4 protein-coding genes and 1 pseudogene are annotated in these 20772 nt (G+C 63.1%); 2 read left to right on the top strand and 3 right to left on the bottom strand.

What is annotated here, in order from left to right:
* Positions 1-6337: 6337 nt before the first annotated feature.
* Positions 6338-7496, bottom strand: a pseudogene (locus QSK05_RS36210) (IS630 family transposase).
* 8246 nt (positions 7497-15742) lie between these two features.
* On the opposite strand from QSK05_RS36210, the gene QSK05_RS01185 reads away from it, so the two are divergent.
* Positions 15743-16873: a ParA family protein gene (locus tag QSK05_RS01185; RefSeq protein ID WP_352299594.1), complete on the top strand. Its 1131-nt coding sequence runs from the start codon at positions 15743-15745 to the stop codon at positions 16871-16873.
* A 281-nt stretch (positions 16874-17154) separates the two neighbouring features.
* Complete coding sequence (locus QSK05_RS01190) at positions 17155-18261, top strand: ParB/RepB/Spo0J family partition protein (RefSeq protein ID WP_285592981.1); 1107 nt, start codon at positions 17155-17157, stop codon at positions 18259-18261.
* A gap of 70 nt (positions 18262-18331) precedes the next feature.
* Here QSK05_RS01190 and QSK05_RS01195 read toward each other — a convergent pair whose 3' ends face one another.
* On the bottom strand, positions 18332-19273 hold the full coding sequence (locus tag QSK05_RS01195; RefSeq protein ID WP_285592983.1) for a D-alanine--D-alanine ligase family protein: 942 nt from the start codon (positions 19271-19273) through the stop codon (positions 18332-18334).
* A gap of 40 nt (positions 19274-19313) precedes the next feature.
* Entirely contained in the window at positions 19314-20633 is a 1320-nt protein-coding gene (locus QSK05_RS01200) for an aminotransferase-like domain-containing protein (RefSeq protein WP_285592986.1), read from the bottom strand.
* Positions 20634-20772 lie beyond the last annotated feature (139 nt).

The following is a 20772-nucleotide window of genomic DNA, read 5'->3' on the forward strand; positions in this document are numbered from 1 at the left end:
GTGCGTCCGTGCGTCCGTGCGTCCGTGCGTCCGTGCGTCCGTGCGTCCGTGCGTCCGTGCGTCCGTGCGTCCGTGCGTCCGTGCGTCCGTGCGTCCGTGCGTCCGTGCGTCCGTGCGTCCGTGCGTCCGTGCGTCCGTGCGTCCGTGTCGCCGTGGGACTTAGCCGGCCCTGCCTTGATGGCCATAAGCCTACGGATGATCGTTTCGCCACTCGCCGTCGCCCGATGCCAACTTGTCAGACCCATGGCTACCTACTTGCACCACCACGAGCACCAGCCCTAGCGAGGAAAGTGGCGTGTCAGATAGTGACGGGCGGCGCGACCTACGGCGGTCAACCGCCAGTTCGCCACCGAGCCTTGATGCTTAGGTGGACCCCTGACGCTTGGCTGTCCTCTCAGACCACGTGTCCAGCTGCCGATCGTCTAGGCCTGCCATGACAACGACGCCCAACGTCTCTCCGCCGTAGGTCGATCCCTCTGCACCACCTGAGGTGCCCTCGACCTCGCATGCAGCCTCTGCTTGCATGAGCACACCTCGCAGAGCCCCCCGATGAATGCACGGGTCAGAACACTCGGCAGACTCCTCGTCTCGTCGATTCACGTGAAACATGCTGACAGCCGATCGAGAGCAGTCGCTGCGGTCGAGCCACCTATTGAAATGGGACAGGGGCTTGTCGCATAGGGGAGGGCTTCTCGTATGTCATCTGGCATGGAGGACATCACGAAGTGCCAGACAGAGGCGGAGCCCTATGGGGTGCAGCCAGGCGAGTCTGGACATGGCGCAACGGGCGATTCTGGCGGAGCCGCAGTCAGTGAGCAATCCGTCGACGGCGGCGAACTGGCGGCTGCGGCGGACGATGACTTGGCTCAGCTGGCAGCTGTGGTCCCAGGCGTGGCGAAGAGCTGCTGATGTAGTGAGGACCTTGTCGAGTCAGGTCGACTCGCCACGCGTTCTAGCATTGCTCAGCGGTGAGGGTCGCTGCGGCAAGCCGTCCAGTCGTGATGTGGCTGGAATGCGTCCGCCGGTGTGGTTGCCCACCGGGCCGGCCATCTGTCGAGTGGCCATCTGGCGGTTGTGAGGTCGTTGAGCACCTTCGGGCTCGTGTTGACTGCTGCATAGCAGTGGGTGCTACCAGGCCTAGCGCGGTGGCCACCAACGTTCGCGGGGTCAGCCCGACCAAGATCCGGTGCTTCCGCCGAGGGTGAAGCCGGTCAAGGTTCGTGGCCGCTTAGCCGTCCGTGGCCACAGCAACCAGCGCGGCAGCTCACGAGCGCAGATCGTGCTGCAGTTGCGTGCGGGCTCACGAACGCGGGGAGTGCCTGGAGGCCGGGGTGAGCGTGGATTTGCAGCGCTGCTGGAGGAGACGCGGTTCACGCAGACCCAGCCGGTGGGAATGACTGCTGCTCTGGATGATCGGTCCGTCCTGACAGCCCGTTGGTGCTAGCACTCGATCGTGCGGGCGTGGGTCATGTGGTGACCCACGCATCCTGCTGGCGCAGATCGTTGGCCCGTTGGCACTGCGGTGCCATCGTCGGGCACGTCCTGGCTAGCGTTGGAATGAGGGTCATCCTGAAGCATCTGGCGCCGGCTGAACGGGATGCCCCATGCCCCATGCCTCAGGCACCTGGTCCCTGGTAGCGCCAGTCCTGGGTCTCGGTCCATGACCCGGACCTCGCCGAACGGCTGGTCCTAGACCTGCCATTGACCTTCGCAGGGGATGGTGCGTTGCGCCCTTCACATAGGCAGGCGTTGTCGTCGCGTGCTGCTAGAGGCGCAGTGCTCAATAGCTATTGCAGTGGCCACAAATGATGGCTGGCCGCCGCTAGTTCGTGACCATGCAAACCCTCCCAAGGACGTGCAGACACATCCCGGCCGAAAATTTGGGATTGCCTGATCACGAACGTCAAAGGTGGCCGACATATGTAGTTGCCGCCACTCGCCCGTTGGGTGGTGCCTAGCTCGATGCTGGGACTGGGACAGCGGAACATCGCTCTCCGACCGATGTTCAACGGTCAGACTCTCCCCGTCCAAGCGGGCTATCCATCACCGTTCGCGATGGTGACGCAGAAATGGCGAGATCCACACCGGGCCGGCAGCCCGTGCACAGCACCTCTGAGCCACTTCATTCGGGAGAGCTAAGAGCGGGCGCAACCTATGGTCACGGGCGGAATGGTGAGGACAGGTACGGAAGATGACAGCCATGGACGCGCATGATGCGGACTGAGAGCAGCGTTCCCTCGGTTCTCGTGGCGACTGGCCAGCGAGGGCGTTGACGTCAGCGAGGTGTTACTTCCCAATGAATCAGGGCCCAATGGCTACGCGTCCCGAACTAGCGCAACATCATCTGATGGAACTTTGAGGAGATGAGGCGTTCAAGAGCTGGCAGCAGATCTGCACCTCGTTCGTCTCATGTCCACTGCAGGAGTCGGCAGTTGGGGCCGCTGCTCGCGATTGTCAGCCGCTGTAGGTCGCCCCAGGGGACTTCCCGTGTGCCCTGGGGCGGCCTGCGACCTGCGACCTGCGGCCTGCGGCCTGCTTGGCTGACGGGCCGATCGGGCGGCTCGGTTCCTATCTGGTTGGCACAAGAGGTTCACCGCAGAACGTTTCACGTGAATCAAGCTAGCCACGTTAGTTGGACACGCGTGGGGGAGCCAAGACCGGTTGGGTCAGCCAGCCCGACTCAGCTGATCTGACCGGTCCGTGGCACTGTCCAGACTTCGCCTCGAGCAAATCCCTACCTCCGGGCGGTGGTTGTACGCGCGTGCTCGGCACGAGGCTGGCCTGCGCGGAACTATGACGCCGGCGCCCCTGCGGAGGGTTCGGTGATGCCAACAGCCTTCCGTGAGAGGTTCTGTACAGGGCAACGCGCCAGTCTTGGGTGGTGGCATTGTCCGGTGAAGAGGGGTCACCCTGCGCACGGCACCCCCGTGACCGTAGGTCTGTGGCACCGTCGCGGCAATGACTCATGGACGTCGCTCCATCGATCGTCCGAGCCTGTCCAGAACGGCCCGGACGCCTCCTCGGGTGGGGAATTCCATCAGCATGAGTGTCCGGCGCCTGATGCATTACGTCCTGCCGTAACGCTTCACCCCGCTGTCTGGATCCCGGGATACTTCCTCCGCGGCGAAGTCGCGCCATAGATGCTGATCGCCGAGTGGTCCGACGGTGCCGAGGCGAACCGCGATGGCGAGATGGGGCAGGACGCAGAACCGAGGCTTGCGTAGATCGTGACCGTCGGCTGGGCGTCCACTTGCCTGTACGCGAGCTGAGGCGTTTCACGTGAAACCTCGACTCGCCCGGAGAGATCTTGGGCGGCTCCTACTGCCTGAACACGGTGCGGTTGCCGTGCAAGGCCAGTGCCTAAGCGTGACTGCTGGCCGAGAGCGGAGGATACGTCAGCCGACAGGCGGGGCTCGCCCGGTCCAATTCGGAGAGCTTCAGTTCACGGCGTGCGTCAAGGCTTAGCCTCCTACGCAAACAAAGCTGGGCCTGGAGCCGAGTGCCGGTGATGACAGTGACGGTGGGGGCCTTCAAGGCAGCCCGAACGGCTTCGACTGAACCGGGCTCGGCTCGGTCGTCGTGCCGGAGTCGTCAGCAGCTGGCGGGCTTGTTGGTCTTCGCAGAGGGGATCACAGCTTGGGGGCCATGTTACTGAGACCCAGTTCGCAGCAGAGATCCTTCTGTGTGGCCGGCCAAGCCTCCTAATGCCCCGCCTTGCGATGCAGGCGCCTTGCGATGGCTAGATGCCGAATGCATTGGATCCACCGTGGGGGTTGTCCGCAAGACCCACCTCGCTCAATCAAACTTGCTGCAAGGCTCCTCGTCGGCGAGGAGCCTTGCAGCGTCACCATGACCAACTGCGCCCTGGCAGATCTTGCCAACGATCACGCCGATCGGGACCTAGGCCAAGCACATTCGGGACCACACCCACGCCCGTACTCAGCCACCGCGACTTCGCCCTGCGCACCTCGCGAGCTCACAAGCTGGGTACTGCTTCGATGAACTATCGGAAGCCTCGCAACAGACGATCGCTGATCATCAGCAACTGCGCATCCACCGATTGGTATCCGAGCCGCACCAATCCTGTCGTCGTCGAATCTTTCCCGGACGCGCTCATCGCTACCGGCCACGAGCTCTTCGTCGACGGAGCCAGCTATCGACCTGGAAGCGATCCAGCCATACCTAGCCTGGAGGCTCGACACTCGAACCCGCCAACCAGATTGCACCAAGACCACAGGACACCAGGGAATGACGTGATCGAGACCGGACGCTGATCATTCTGTCCTCCCTTTCGTGTGGCGGCCGCTGAAAGTGGTTGTCCACAGACTCATCCCCACTGTGGACGAGCGTTGGTTGGGGAATGGCCTCTCGAAGGGAAGAGTTCGGCCGCTGATCTACGGACCCCAAAGCCCTGTGGAAAACTCGCTCCAGTTCCCCCGTCCGGCGATGCGCCGATGTTCTTCCAAGGAGCAGGCCTCGTGTGTAGCTGTTTGCTGGGCGAGGACTTCGGGGAACAGATTGACGGACCATCTCCGCCCTGTGGATAGCGCTGTGCAGTTTTGTGGTCACAGTCGTTTGACCTGCGGTTTGGCATCACCATGGCTGTGGAGAAACCTGGGGACAACCGATCAAGTGTTGATGTCCTGGAAGCATTAATCAGGGCCTCATTGGTCGACTCTGCGTCGGTTGAGACCAAGAGCGATGAGTCTTCTGATTCCCCTTCGCCGCACGCGTTCACCACGCGGAATCAAGGCTAAGAGCCCTGCTCGCCGACTGGCGGTGCCCAGCAATGGGGGAAGGTTTTCACAACAGGGACTGCCTCAGGGCGACCTAGTGCGGTGACCACAGACGTTCTCCGCCACTCCTTCAGCCGTGATCATTCAGACCTTCCCCGGGGAGAGTCTGCATGATCATGAACGGGGAGGCGGCTGACCTTTGTGGTCACCGCACTAGATGTTTGGCCTTGGAAGCTTTCCCACAGGGCGTGGATGGACCTGTGGATTCTTGCTTCAGAAGCGCTACGAGCCTTCGGACCACCTGAAGCTGAACGGTGTCCCGCGTCGCGACATCGCTAAATCCAAACCGCTCCGCTCAACGGTGTGGTTGAAGAACCGTTCCAGGTCAACAGCGCATCCGGGTCAGACCCGATCCGGTTGCATCAGAGGGCTGCCAATCGCTACTCGGGAGCGGAGGTTGGCGGTCGCGACAGCTGATGCGAGGCTTGGTGCGTCCACGATCGGGTAGGTCCGCGTAAGGATCTGCTAGCAGATCAACGCCGGCAGGGCATCCGCCAGGCATAGTCCCTTGTTTGAGTACCTGCCGCCTATGTGATGTACGAGTCCCATTCCCGCAGGCGGACCAATGTCCGTGCCTGCATTTCAAATGCTGGCACTAGAGCGAATCCTCGATCTGCGTATGCGAGGCGCTACTGATGCGCCGTTCCACGTGAAACACATACCAGGGCTCTCACCCTCAGGAGGACGTAGTGGCGCTCGCACCGATTCCCAGGAGCGAGAGGACCTGAACAAGTGACGGGGGACGGCCGAGTCAATCGCCTTCTTGACGGGTGATTAGGTGTGGATCACCTGTCAAGAACGGCCCGCGCAACTTCGGTCGGGAGCATCGGTCCCAATTGACCAGCAGCCAACCGCCTGACGTATCGGTCGCGGTGAACCCGTGGGCAGCCACAAGGATCTGCCATTGCCTCTAGCAAGGACTCCCAGCGCCGCCTTGCTATCTGGCTCACGCCGTACGTGCTGACGTGCAGCAGGCGGGGATGCCGAAGCGAGCAGAGAGTCGCACTTGGGTGATGAGGACTGGGTGGCGAGCAGATCCATCCAGTCTCCGTAGACAGTTGGTTCGCGCGTGCTGCCGAGAAGGTTCAGTTCTTCGCAGAGCCGGCCGCGTCGAGCACCCGGAGATATGAAGGAGAGGATCTTGCTGTGGACGGCCAGCGCCTGGCGGATGTATTCACCAGTGGGTCGCGATCACCCTCGGCTTCGCTCGTTCGCACCCGAACCTGTTGACGTAGTCATGGGGGTCCCGGATCCCCGGACTCCCGGTGCTGGGCTACTGCCAGGATCAGCTTCGCGAGACGCTCAAGGCCCGTCGATCTGAGGTACATGCCGTTGTGCAGCGCATGGCGACGGCCGGATATGTGTCGACGCCGGCGTAAAAGTGCTCGGGCTCATTGAATGTGCCAGGCTCCCTACTCAGACACCAAGTTGTCGAGGGTTGCTGTTTGCTAGCGCCCCTATCGCTCGCTCCGTTTCACGTGGAACGGAGCGAGCGATACGACTAGTCCTGCATCTAGTGCGTTGGCCACGAACGTTGCGGGTCAGGTTTCCGCGGGAATGATCGTGGTTCTTGGCCGACCCCAGCGGTGACCTTTCTCGGCGCGGATGCGGGCTCGTTCGCGGCGTTGGGTGGCCAGGATGTCGGGGTGGCGGGCATTGGCGTTGCGCCAGCGCAGGTGGGCTTGCAGGTCGCGGGTCAGGACGGTGTGGTTGGGGTAGTTCGAGGCGGCCATGGTGAATATCCGCGAGGGCCTGAACTGGGCTTCGATGGGGTTGGCCCAGGACGCGTAGGTCGGGGTCAGGCAGAGCTCGATGTTGTGCGCCGCGCACCATTTCCTCACCGCGGGTGTCTTGTTCGCGGAGAGGTTGTCCAGGATGACGTAGATCGGTGCGCCGTCCGGGCGGGCCGCGCGGATGCTTTTCATCGCGGCCAGGGTGTTCTGCCCGCCTTTGTGGCGGCGGTTGATGCCCCAGAGCTGGTCGTCGCCGAGGCTGTAACAGCCGTGGAGGTAGCGGATTGCGTGGCTGCGGGGGTAGGTCGCCGGGAGTTGGTCGGGGTGTTTGGCGCGGTTCCAGGTTGAGCCTTGGTGCGGGCGGATCGGCAGGGGTCCGAACTGGTCGAACGCGAAACACCGGTCCGGGAACCGGTTGGTGACTTCCTCGATCCGGTTCACTTTCGCTTAGAAGTCGGGGTCGGGGGTGACTCTTTCCAGGTCCTAGTCCGCTGGAACGTGATGTCATGTGTGGCGAGGATCTGCCGCAGCCGTTCCCGCCCGACGGTGATCAGCCGGGCCGGTTTCATGTCCGGGTCGACCTTGGAGAATGAGCCTTTCACATAGCCGGAGAGTTTACGGATGTTCCACTGGATGAAGGGAAGCCCCAGTTTTTCGGTCTGGTGGTGGCCGTCGTGACGATGGCTTTCACGTCGTCGTCACTGATTAGGCGGGGACGGCCTCCCGCCCACCGAGGGTCCAGGCATGCCAACCCTCGATCGTTGAAGTCGTGGATCAGTTTCCCAACGGTGTCCTCGTCCGCTGCGACCAGCCGGGCGATCGCCGGGATCGGGGTCCCGGACGCCGATGCCGTGATCATCATGGCCCGCCGGACCCGGATCGATCCGTGTTTGCCTCGCCGCATGATCTGCTGCAGCCGGCGTCCTTCATCCTCGCTCAGCCGCCGGGCCCGCACTCGTTCCGCCATCGCCGCCCCTCTCACACCTGCACGAACTGTGAGGGATCAGCGTGATGGTCTGACGGCCATCACGCCCGGACCGGGTCCCGGCGTGTCACAAACCGGGCAACGTATATGGCCAACGCACTAGGTGGAACGACCTCAAGCACTGAGCAGTGCTCTGGGCAGTCATCGGCCTCCGAGCTATCAAGAGTGGCGTCAGCCGGCGAAGACCAGGGGAGTCCGTACTCGATAACTGCCGCGAGATCGTCGACCGAGCTCTGTCGATTTGAGGGAGAGAGTCTCGACTTAGGGACGTGCGGGCGACGGCGGGGGCGCCATGATGGACGCGCATCCCAGGGTTTAGGGCTGTGGGTTGGAAGACCGCGCACAGCAGAAGGGTGGCGCGGGAATGCTCCCTCACTGTGCCACCGACCTTGGAATGCCAGTCATTACTTGATTGCCACGAGAAATCCGACGAGCCATTGCGTCTGACACGGAACCGCATGACTGGTCAGATTGTCATCACAGTGCTCGGACCGGCTGCACACGCAACGACTGGCTGATGGTGGCTGGCGATGCTCGTTGGACGTGGCAATCGGTTGTGGCTGATCTGTCACACCCAGCGAAATGACAGCCAGATTCCCCGCTTCGTCATGCGGTGGCTCGTCACGCTTGGACGCCGCCATCGACCTTTGTCACGACGGATGAGCTTGTGAATCTTCGCTGAGGCAGGTCACGAAGATGTGCCTTTCATAGGGGAGAAGTGGACTGAGCTCGATGTCACTGTGCATACAGATGGATATGGCAGGGGACTCCAACTGAATGGCGACCCTTGGCCAGCCGCCTTCGTCAGGTCAACCCGTGCAGCGCTTCGGCTGCTCATCGGCGGTACATGGCAGATGGCTTCCGAAGCAGCAAGCCACAGCAGTGGAACTGTTCGGCAGGTGAAATTGGCAGGGCAATTGCGATCAGGTGAATGACGCGCCAGTGTCCGCTGAGCCGATCTGGCATCTGTGGCTAACTCCTGAGCTTGGCTCAACGGCGAATGCTGGTCTCCAACGGAGGTCGTGCTGTGCAGCGCTTCGCCTCCAGCGGCTGTTGCGGATCGGGATGGGTGAATGAGCAAGGCAGCCTTGGGAGTTGCTATTCCGCATCCCTTGGGCGGAGGCCTGTTTCTAGATCAGGCAGGGTCCTCCACAGGGTGTGGGCTGAGCTGTGGATCGCTGTCGATCGTTCTGGGCGCATAGAGCAGAGCAGCGCCGGGTGTCCCTGATGGAGAATGGGAGATGCGTGAAGCCCAAGGTTCGCCGCTGTCGACACGTCGGGTGGGTGGTTGCTCATGACCTGGTTCGGTGGCCGCAAACGTTCGCCGGCACTCTCTCAGCCGTGATCGTGTGAACCTTCCCCAGGGACGGTTCCCATGATCACGAACGGGGAAGTGGCCAAACTCCGTGGGCACCGCCTCAGCACTGATTCTCGCGATCAGTACTCAACCATCCTGATTCTGTTCGGGTCCTCGCACCGGCAAGAGCGCAGGCGCGTGGCTGTGACCGACTGAGGTCGATAGCCCTCGTCTTGGTTTCACGTGGAACGTTGCCAAGGCACTCCACATCGGTACTGGGTTCGTCATGCGCGGTGAGCGCGGGTGACCTCCATCCAGGGGGAGATCTGGCAGGATCCTTCGGCGCATTCTTGGGATCGCTGTGGATAAGACTTCAGGTGGATCCGCCAGGCCAAGGGCGGTGCCCTGTTCCGCGGCCCCACCGCTGGGAACTCCTGGCATAGACCATCGAGGATGGTTCTGGCTGGCCGACACTGAGATCCCGTGCGATGGGACTTCCCTGATGCTGTGAGTTCAGCACCGCGGGTACGGGATGTGTTGAGGTCGGGTACGGGATGTGTTGAGGTACTGACTGCCTAGGCGCTGCTCATCTTGGCGTTGCGAATGAAGGCCCGAGATGCGCAGCCTGGCTTCGCGGGATCGGGAATGGTTGTGGACAGACCAGCGACTCGATTTCCAGCAGGCCTTCTAGGTATTTGGCCGAAGTGGTGGGTCATCGGTGGGCTGATGATCCTGAGCTGGAGTGCGCTCACGTCATCGCGACACATCTGTTCGCCATAGTTCCCTCAGCGGCCCTTGCTCGGGTGACAGTGCTTCTGCGGGGTGGCCACTCGTTGTGTCGCGATGAACCACGAGGCCTTCGATCTGTGACAGCTACTTAGTTCGTCTTCGATCGAGCTGGAGCTCGAAGCCATCTTGGATTACGGAGTCCATTGAACGACATCGTGATCTTGGATCTGCTGCTGGACCTTGAGCAGAGGAGAAGAGCTGAAGTTGTCTGGCGCATCTGAACGATGCTGGATTCGGTCATGGAGTGGATCTGTCACGCGAACGACTCCACCTCTTCGGAGCCAGCATTGTGCGCTACCGCCTTCCTTCCGCGTGAGAGTCGGGTCGGTTGGTAAGCCTCAATTTCCGTTGCAGGTCTCAACCAGGGCTAGAAGATTCGGGCTTTTCCGCCGGCGAGATTTGGGCAGCTCCAGGGAAAAACTGCTGAGTTCTAGCATTGCGGCACGGCTGCAACGGGATGATGCCTGCGGCATTGACCGCAACGGCTTCGTCATGGGTGCCTGCTGGGCCACGGTGGTGTTGGAGTCCATGCCCCACACCAAAAGCGCGCGGGGCCACGTTCTACGGCACCATTCGGAATCTGTCCGCTACCACAATTGCGCTCGGTCATGGGTCGCCTTCAGCTGGTGTACGAGGCGTTTGCCATCGAGGTCGAATTTGCTGATCCGGGTCAGCTCCTGCATCGTTGGGCGCCGTACTCGCGATGATGAGGGTTGTTGCGGATGAGCGTGCCCGCAGCAGAGCTGCCAAGCGCGGCTCAGACCCCTCATCGTGGGTGGGGCCGGCCGCATCCCAGGCCACGAATGTTTCACGGGAAACGCCGCGTCCTGCGTGGATCAACGGCCCATGGGGGAGTGGGTCCTGATGAACATCGAGCCGCTGAGAACTGGATCAGATCCGTGAAGGCTGGGCCACGCAGCCACCCGATATCAACGGGCTTGCTCTGAAGAAGTGATCCAAAAGGTCTGGCACCTTGCGGGCAGAGGCGATGCGATGTTTCTGGGAACGGAGGGGTGATCGGCGATTGTTCGTGGTCACTGCACTAGACCGAATCACTGCATCTGTCGGATGCGGCAATACCAGCGCTGTCAGCCCCGACGCCGCAGAGTCGTCACCCGCGCGGATAGTGCCACGCACCCGAAGGGTCCTTGGCCGGCCAATATCAGACAGCTTCGGCTCGAAAATGACCTAGTGCGGTGGCCACCAACGTTCGCCTGCACTGCTTCGTTCGCGATGAGGCAATCCCCAGTCTTCGGCCTGCAGATGCCCCTACTTCCTCCCCGGGGATGGCTTGCATGATCATGAACGGGAAGGTGGCCAACCTTCGTGGTGACCGCACTGAGTCTGGGGCAACCGCCGGCAGACCCAAGGTTGACTGGACCGGTATTGCTTCTGGCCGCTGGCATCTTGGGTTCTGTCACCTTGCCGTGGCTACGGCAGATGTGCTCGTTCTGATGACACAGACGCCCAGAGCTGGTGAGCGAAGAGCTCCTCGCGATGTGCCTTCGGCTGAGTCACAACCAGATCTGACCTGCTGTGGCTGATCGAAGTCTTCGGGAAGATGTTGATCATTGGTCGCATCGATATTTGCTCTAACCGAGGGCCGTCAAGCCTGACTGGCTGAACCACTGACTGTTGCGTGTCGGACCGGAGTAAGCGTGTTGACAAGCTGTCTTGCCTTGCGGATGTCCAGCTCAATGACAGCACTCTGAGCATTGCCAGCATCATGAAAGCGTCTTGGCCGTCCCGTCCTTCTCACGTGCCAGAGGGTCTCGGTTGGTGGCGAGACATTCAGAGGCCCAAACTTTCCTGACCGATGTGACCTCGCTGGGCCCGCCTAGAAATGCGGCGAAGAGATCTGACAGGCGATGTGGCGACATCACTGCCACTCAATGGCCCGCCTCGGAAGTGACTAGTCGTGTGGAATGGCGGCCGATCCGAGCCAGGCAGGTACCGAGCTATAAGAGAAGTTCTCATGCATCTGGGTGGCGATCCCGTGGCCAGAAAGTTGACTGGTGGCGAACCGTGGTTTGGGCGGAGGCACCAGCAAGCACTCCCTAGCGCGATCCTGACGCGAGCACGAATTGGCCAGGCCTGGAATCGGATCATGACGGCTGACGGCAGTTAGCGGATAAGGAAGTTGCCCGAACATGGCTGAGCCAGCTGTCGTTCACCCAGCCGATGGTCATCTCAGGAGTGGCCTGACGATCGCAGCCGATGAGCCACATCGAATTCTGTCTGCCGGCATCTGGCTCATCCGTTGCAGCACGCTACTCAGGAGGTGACGAAGCCCAGAGGGATGAGTCGGTGGCTGCTGGATTGGAAGGATGCCAATAGCCATCTGTTCACGTGAGCGAGCCGACCGCCATTGGCTGGACCAAGCGGCGCAGCTCAGCTGGCCGGCGCTATCCATGCATGGCGAAGCGATGGACGTCCCTAGTCCGGGCGCACGATGAGACATCTCATGGCCAAGATCCAGCTCAGAAGCCATAACGGTCGTAGGGCCGGGTAATTGGCTGGCTTGGCTTCGCGATTGACTACTACGACGAAATGGCGCCGACGCGGCCCCAGCCGTCCGAGCACCGGGCCAGACCGGTGCTCATGACGAGCAGCGAATCCCCAAGCATGTCCCCTGTTGATGCGCGCACAAGATGAGCCGCAACTGCCTGTTCGACCTTGGACAGGCGCCCGTCCGAAAACAGATCATGCCGATAAGGCTCCTCGATCGCCTCACCACCCGTGAGTCAAGGCCACGGACGCGGTCTTCAACGGCTGTCTCTTCTTGGGTGGCTTGCCATGACGAGTCTGTCGCTTCCGCCATCGACTCCGGTCGTGTGGCGATCGCGATCCGCTTCTGAAAGGGCTGGAAGCTTCGGCGGCTCACGGTCAGCATCCACTGATGTGAACGACCCGCGTCAGCAAGACCCCAGATCCTGTCAGAGGCGTGACCGTACGGAAGGTCCTCGAGCGGTATGGCCAAGTGGGATCAGCCAGAACGAGGTGGCTCACGTCAGGGGAGTGCTGGGACTAACGAATGGCACGGCGCCGCTCAGTTGGCGAGCACCTCGGGATTCACACCGTTGCGGTCCGGTGTGTCGCCCAACTGAGCTGATCTTCCGAAGGGTGCCCCGGCGGTTGATAACAGCGGTCGATCTGGCAGTGGGCTCATACAAGAAAGATCGATGACGGGGTGATGACCGCCGGCGCTCTGTGGAGGCACCACATCCGAGGTTCCCTCCTCGTGAGCCGTCCCGTGAGTTCAATAGGCCTTGGCTTGAGGGGGGTGGGCCAGGGTCTGCCGCGGAACCTGTCTGCGTCTCAACCGCCCGAGTCTGACTGTCTCAGTCTGAGTGACGCTTCACCTCTGCGCCCGATTCAGCCGGCGACGTTCGTGCTGAGAGGCAACCAGCCTGCGTCAGGCACTCCCATAGAACGAGCCAGGGGTAGCCGGCGATGTTCAGACCTGGACGGATGGGCCGCCACAGCGAACCGTAGAGCAGCGGAGGTTCTGCATGAGAGGGACGCTGGTCGGCCGCAAGCTGTCCGACGATCTCGGTGGTTGTTCGCTCAGTCCGCGGCAATACAGCTGGTTGTGACGCGGTTCGACGTGGATCGGTTCATGGAAGCAGGCCATGCACATCACCCGGCCATGGGAGCAGGTCAAGGAGCCGGCCCGGGTTAGCAGTCGGCCGATTCGAGATATTTGATTCACATGATTGAGACGCTGGCGTTGATCAGGATGTGACGCTGGAAGACGGATAGTGGTCCCGGAGTCCCGGAGTCCCGGAGTCCCGGAGTCCCGGAGTCCCGGAGTCCCGGAGTCCCGGAGTCCCGGAGTCCCGGAGTCCCGGAGTCCCGGAGTCCCGGAGTCCCGGAGTCCCGGAGTCCCGGGCGCGCGGAGTCCGGGGGGTATGAAGCCCTGGGATTCCGGAGTCCCGAAACTCGGCCGTTCAGTAGTCGAGGAGCCCAGGGGAATCGAAAGACCCGGGCCCAGGAACCGGGCAGAGTAGCTGGCTTGAGACCAGCGAGGGATGGCAGCAAGACCTGATAGTGATTGATGCTGTGGCCCCGGATAGAGATTCCGGTTACGAGGGGCAGAACTGGATGCACCAGCTGGGACGTGGATCGCCATTTTCGAAGCGATCCTCAGATGGATTCAGGCGATCTCTTCGAGTCAACTCGGGCGAGGCGTGAATCATCAGCCGGTCACGCCGGCCGGCCAATCGCTCACGGTCGGCTGACCGCTGGATGGTGATCTGTCGGACGGGAAAGGTTCACAGGATCACGAACACGGAGGTAGCTGGTGGGGGAGGCGCTCATCGCGGATGAGGTGGCCTCGCAGCTCATGGCCTCCTGCGTCTGAGTCCTGCCTAGCGCAAGGTTGTCCAGTAGCGCTGACTCCTTCCGCGGGTCGCCAGCGATCTACTGATCACTGATCGCGTGGCAAGGAGCAGCCTCAATCGATAAGGGCACTAGGGCCGCGAGCGTGAGCAGTCAGTTGCCGCAAGACGGGCCGCCTCAGGATGTCTGGCCAGCCGCTGTCACCGGTGTCTGAAATGGCGTGCGGTCGGCGTAGACACAGCGTTGTGCGAGCCACTCCGAAGTTGCTGTATGCGCTACATCTCGTCGTTTCACGTGGAACAACAGGGCCCATGTAGCCGCCCTTCTCCGTCCCGTTCTTGCTCCGGGTCGCCCCTGGAGCGGGCGTCCACGAACCTTGACCGGGCCCCACCTTGTCCTTCGCCAACCGGCGGTGACCAGCCTTCGGCCGAGAGGCGTCCTCAGATCTCCGAGGATGAGGTGAAGGCCTTTCGGGAAGTAGAGGCAGTGCCTGGCCGGAGGCGGGGGGTGCAGGATCAGCAACGAGGGGACGTCGGTCGCAGCCGACGAGGGTTCGTGTCCACCGCACTAGCGCGATCCTCGCAACAGGCGAATGACTGCGCCGTCACGGTCGCCACCTGATTAGTGACTCGCAGTACACCTGGCCTCACATCATGGGTAGTGTGATGTCGACATGGTTGACTGAAGTCATCGCGATGAAAGAGCGCCGTGGGGGCGGTTCGGCGCACATCGCTCACCACTGACCTGTGGACAATGTGGGGATCTTCAGGTGTGGATGACTGCGGTGGATAGCGCGGAAGGCCTCCTCACCTGCTCTGATTGACCAGGCTCCGCGAGTGTCCACAAGGCAGAAAGTTTTCCACAGTCGGGAAAACCTGTGGATGAGCGCACCGAGAGTGGGTCGAACGCGAGATGATGGCGGAGCTGGACAATGGAAGGGACGTTGGTGAGCGAATTGGGCTGGCCCTCGGCAGCACTTAAGCGAATGGCCAATGGTCTCGGTTGGCCCAAGAGCGACCGCACGTTGGTTTCCCGTGAAACATCGCCCCGTAAACCCGAATCCCACCCTGAGCCCGCCGCCAAGCGCGCCAACGTCTTCGCTCGTGCGGCCGAAGCAGAAGCGAAATTCGCAGTAGAGGATTCTCCGGCTTCGGGGAAGCCGGCCACCGGTCTCAGGACCGGACGGCACGCAGCGCCGGCCCAGGTGGTGCAGTCTCCGATAGCACCCCCACCCCCGTCCGTGCCCCAGTCTTCGGCAGGGTCCCAGTCTTCGCCAGGGGCTCCGCTTAAGGCGACGCCTCCAACACTGCCGACGGCTCCCTCCGGTGAGGTGGTGCGGGATGAAGATGGACTGGTCCAGTCGGTCCCGCCCCCGCCCACCGCGCCGGAGATGACGTCCAAGACCTTGAATGACCAGGGCCCCAGCTTGGCTCGGCGCCCTGATGCCGTAGTAGACCTGCGCGATTCGGTGGTCGACCTGCGCGACGACGATTTGCCACCTGCTCCGGTAGACCGCTTCACCACCGGGGGAGGAGTGTTCGCCGCGGAGAGATACGATCGTGGCGGTACACCCTTGAGAGTTCCGGGCCGGCCGATCGCTACGCCTGACATTGAAGAGATCGTCGCGACGTACGCGAGCCGGGCGGCTCTTAGTGAGAGTGGCACTTTGATCGACGTGGACCGGGCCGAGCGACATGGAAGCGCTCCGGCCAATGATCACCAGTACGTCGGCGCCGACAACGGTGCCAGCCGGACCGGGGCACGAGCCCTGAGTTCCCCCACATCATCTGCAGAGGTTCGGATGTCATCGAGCAACGAGCCCAGCAATGCGGACACTGAGGCCGGATACTCGGTTTCTGTCACCCGTCCCTGGCTGGGAGTGGAGCTGGGCGCGGAACCGACTCCGGGATTCCGGCAGCCGGTTCAGCGTCCCGCAGAAGCCCGGGAGGCAGGCGCGACGACCGCACCGGCGGCGACAGGAAGTCAGCCGCTGGTCGAATCGATCTCGCTGATCGACGACACTCCGCTTGCGCTGGAGGTCGCTGAAGACACGCGCCGCCGCATCGCGCTGGCCGGGCGTCGTTTCCCCCGCCCGAAGGAGACGCGGGTACTGACCGTGTCGAACCAGAAGGGCGGCGTCGGTAAGACAACGACGACGGTCAACCTGGCAGCTGCTCTCGCCCAGGCCGGCCTGCGGGTGCTGGTGCTCGACAACGACCCCCAGGGCAACGCGTCCACCGCTCTGGGCATCGACCACCACGCCGAGGTGCCGAGCATCTACGACGTGCTGGTCGAAGGGATGCCGCTGAAAGACGTCGTGCAGAAATGCCCAGACGTCGAGAACCTCTGGTGTGCGCCGGCCACGATCGACTTGGCCGGTGCCGAGATCGAACTGGTCTCGTTGGTGGCGCGTGAGTCGCGGCTGCAGCGGGCAGTGGCCACCTACCTCGAGGAGCAGGAGGCCGGCCCTGGGCGTCTCGACTACATCCTCATCGACTGCCCGCCGAGCCTCGGACTGCTGACGGTCAACGCGTTCGTCGCGGCGCAGGAGGTGCTGATCCCGATTCAGTGCGAGTACTACGCGCTGGAGGGTCTGTCTCAGCTGCTGCGTAACGTGGACCTGATCAAGGGGCACCTCAACCCCAGGCTTCACGTCTCCACGATTCTCCTGACCATGTACGACGGGCGTACCCGCCTGTCGTCGCAGGTTGCCGACGAGGTTCGGGCACACTTCACCACCGAGGTGCTGAAGACGACGGTTCCGCGGTCGGTCCGGATCTCCGAGGCTCCGAGTCACGGGCAGACGGTCATGACCTACGACCCGGCCTCGAGCGGTGCGCTCTCCTACCTGGAGGCCGCACGTGAGCTGGCCGAGCAGGTCCTTGACGACAATGAGCGCGAGCAGCGACAGGCCCACGCAAACCGCACGTGAAACAGACAGCAACGACCAAAGATCAAGACCGACCGGTCGTGACAACGGCCTTGGTTGCGACTGGGGCGTTCGGACGAGAACGGCCAGTAGCCACCCGACTCGACGGGCTGAGGGGTTCAGCCTTGAGGCATATCCGTCGAGTCGGGATGTAAGAGCTGCGCCACACGGGTGAATCTCACCCGATGGGCGCACAGGCAAGGCCGTTGACGGGGACTCGACAGCCAACCGGCGCAAGCACGTGACAGAGCGGAAAGACCCATGCGTAATGACGAGGAGCAGGCGTGAGCGACAAGCGTAGAGGCTTGGGGCGAGGCCTCGGAGCGCTGATCCCGCCGCCTCCGGCCGCCCGCCCTGCTGGCGACAGCCCGGTAGACAGCGCTTTCTTCAGTGAGCGTCAGGACGGCGAAAGTCCGGCCGACGCGACGAAGGCCAAGGAGCCGGCGGCGAAGGTCACGCCGGAGACGACAGACACCAAGGTCGAGCCGGAGGCCACGCCGGCCAAGCCCGAAGAGCCGAAGGGCCCCGAACTGGTCCAGGTGCCGGGCGCCTACTTCACCGAACTTCCGGTCGGCACCATCGGGCCGAACCCCCGCCAGCCGCGGACGGAGTTCGACCAAGAGGCGATGGCCGAGCTGGTGCACTCGATCAAAGAGATCGGTGTTCTTCAGCCCATCGTCGTGCGAGCGGTGCCCGGCATCGACGCCGATGGCAAAGAGATCTCCTACCAGCTCATCATGGGCGAGCGTCGGTGGCGAGCGAGCAAGGAGGCCGGGCTCGAGACGGTCCCGGCGATCGTCCGCGACACCAACGATGATGACCTGCTGCGCGATGCCCTGCTCGAGAACCTGCACCGCAGTGAACTGAACCCTCTGGAAGAGGCCGCGGCCTACCAGCAGTTGCTCGACGACTTCGGTTGTACGCACGAGGTTCTGGCCACGCGGATCGGCCGGTCCCGGCCGCAGATCAGCAACACGATCCGGCTCCTTCGTCTGCCGTCCAAGGTGCAGAAGCGGGTTGCGGCCGGAGTGCTCTCGGCCGGTCACGCCCGTGCGCTGCTCGGTCTCGAAGACTCCGAGGCCATGGACAAGCTCGCGACGCGCATTGTTGAAGAGGGACTCTCCGTCCGGTCGACGGAAGAGGTCGTCAAGCTCACCGATCCGAGCGAGACCAAGTCCAAGCCGCGCAACAAGCCGAAGGCAGGCGGCCGCAACGTCGAGCTCGACGACCTGGCGAGCCGCCTAGCCGACCTGCTCGACACCCGCGTCAACATTGCTCTCGGCCAGTCCAAGGGCAAGCTGAGTGTCGAGTTCGCCAGCGTCGAAGATCTCAACCGGATCCTCGACATCCTCACCCCGGAGTTGCGTAAGGCATTCCAGAACGGGGAGTAGAACCCAACACCTTGAGGACGCCTACCAGCACGCGTGCTGGTAGGCGTCCTCAATGCTGTGGGAAGAACCGTCAGACGAGCGCCCGCTCGACCAACTGCCGGTAGACCGACGCCGGCGACAGCCCGGCGGCCTCGATCGACATCGGCAGCAACGACGTCTCGGTCATGCCCGGCGCCACGTTGACCTCGAGAAACCACGGTTGCCCGGTCTTGTCCACGATGAGATCGGTGCGGGACACATGGCGCAGCCCGAACGCCTCGTGCGCAGACAGCGCGGCGGCCTTCACCGCGGCCGCGGTCTCGTCAGAAAGCCGGGCCGGGCAGAAGAACTCGGTTGCCCCGGCGATGTACCGCGCGTCGAAATCGTAGAAGCCGGAGTCCGGCACGATCTCTACCGGTGGCAGGGCGACCGGACCGTCACCCGTGTCCAGCACCGTCACGGCGACCTCGACCCCGGAGATCTGCTGCTCGACCAGCGCCACATCCCCGTACGCGAAGCAGTCGACCATCGCCCGCGGCAACGACTCCTCCCGGCGCACGGCACTCGCGCCCAGCGCCGATCCACCCCGCGCCGGCTTCACCACCAGCGGCAGACCGAGGCGTTCCACGATCGAGGTCAGTACCCGGTTCGCCCCGAGCTCCCGGAAGATGCCGTGCGGCAACGCGACGAATCGCGGTGCGGTCAGCCCGGCCTCCGCGGCGATGCTCTTCGCTACGGACTTGTCCCACGAGAGCCGGCACGCGGCCGGGTCGGAGCCGACGTAGGGCACCCCGACGAGCTCGAGAACATCTCGTACGGCGCCGTCCTCACCACTGACCCCATGCAACAGCGGCCACACCACATCGATCTGACCCGACCGCAGGGTGTCGAGCAGCCGGTCGTCGACATCGGTGACCGTGACCTCGCATCCGGCCTCACGCAAGACCTCGGCGACCCGGCGGCCCGACCGTAGAGATACCTCGCGCTCGTGCGAGAGGCCACCCGCCAGGATCAGAACCCGCGGTGACAACATGACTTCCGTACCTCCATCAGACATTTGTTCGTGACGTGAACTAGGAGAGATCAGGGCCCGGCGACTCGAAGGACGAGCCGATCCGGTTCGATCGCGGTGCGGGGCCGAAAGTGGCCTGCACCTCCAGCTCTTCGTCGATGACTCCGGCCAGCCGGCGGACGCCTTCACGAATCCGCTCCGGGGTCGGGTAGCAGTACGACAGCCGCATGTAGTCGCGACCCTGCCCGTCGGTGTAGAAGCCGGTTCCGGGCGCATAGGCCACGCGGGCCGTGACCGCGCGGGGCAGCATGGCTTTCGTGTCCAGGCCGTCGGGCACCTGGACCCAGACGTAGAAACCGCCCTGCGGGTTCGTCCAGTTCGAGGTGGGCAGCATGTCGTGCAGAGCCTGCAGCATGGCGTCGCGGCGTTCGCGGTAGAGCTCGCGGAACAGGCCGATCTGATGCTTCCAGTCGTGCTCGGCCAGGTAGGTGGAGACTGCCATCTGGCTGAACGAGCTGGGGCACAGGATCGCGGATTCGCTGGCCAGGACCAGTTTCTCGCGCACGGCGTGCGGGGCGACGGCCCAGCCCACCCGGAAACCGGGGGCGAAGGTCTTGGAGAAGGAACCCAGGTAGATCACGCCGTCGTCATCGAAGGAACGCATCGCCGGCAGTGGGTCGCCGTCGAAACCGAGCAGACCGTAGGGGTCGTCTTCCATCACGAGAACGCCGAAGCGGCGGGTGATCTCCAGGATCTGAGGGCGCCGGTGGGCGGCCATGGTGACGCCCGCCGGGTTGTGGTAGTTGGGAACCGTGTACAGCAGTTTTGCTCGTCGGCCGGCGCGCCGCAGAGCGACCAGGGTCTCCGAAAGCGCCTCAGGAATAAGGCCTTCCTCGTCCATCGGGACATGGATGACATCGGCCTGATACGACCGGAAAACTCCCAGCGCACCCACGTAGCTGGGAGCCTCGGCGAGAACGACGTCCCCGGGGTCGACAAAAATGCGGGTCACCAGGTCGAGGGCCTGCTGGGAGCCGGTCGTCACGACAATGTCGTCGGGATGGGCGGTGACCTGGTTGGGCGCCATCACGTCGAGGATGCGCCGGCGTAGGTCCGGATCTCCCTGGCCGGAGCCGTACTGCAGAGCGACCGAGCCTTTCCGGTCGACCAGCCCAGCCAGCGACCGGCTGACCACATCCATGGGAAGGGCCGAGAGGTTGGGCATGCCACCGGCGAGCGACACCACCTCGGGGCGACTGGCCACGGCGAACAGGGCCCGGATCTCGGATGCCGTCATTCCGTGGGTGCGTGCTGCGTACGAGCCCAGCCAGCGGTCCAGCCGCGAACCCTTGTCGTTCCTGAACCCATCACCGGTCTGCATGGTGCTGATCCCACCTTCACCGCTCGCGAGGCCTGAGTGGAGCAGACCATCAGGAAGAGTGGGCGTTGTCCATGGCATTACGTTCAGTAACTGGAAAGTAACTACATGACGTATTCACGTGGGCGGCGCGACAGGCTTA

The sequence above is a fragment of the Kineosporia sp. NBRC 101731 genome, assembly GCF_030269305.1.
GTDB lineage: Bacteria > Actinomycetota > Actinomycetes > Actinomycetales > Kineosporiaceae > Kineosporia.

Bases quoted from the DNA above. Each gene is read 5' to 3' on its own strand.
- QSK05_RS01185 (WP_352299594.1), top strand. From the start codon at position 15,743: ATGTCATCGAGCAACGAGCCCAGCAATGCGGACACTGAGGCCGGATAC.
- QSK05_RS01195 (WP_285592983.1), bottom strand. From the start codon at position 19,273: ATGTTGTCACCGCGGGTTCTGATCCTGGCGGGTGGCCTCTCGCACGAG.
- QSK05_RS01200 (WP_285592986.1), bottom strand. From the start codon at position 20,633: ATGCAGACCGGTGATGGGTTCAGGAACGACAAGGGTTCGCGGCTGGAC.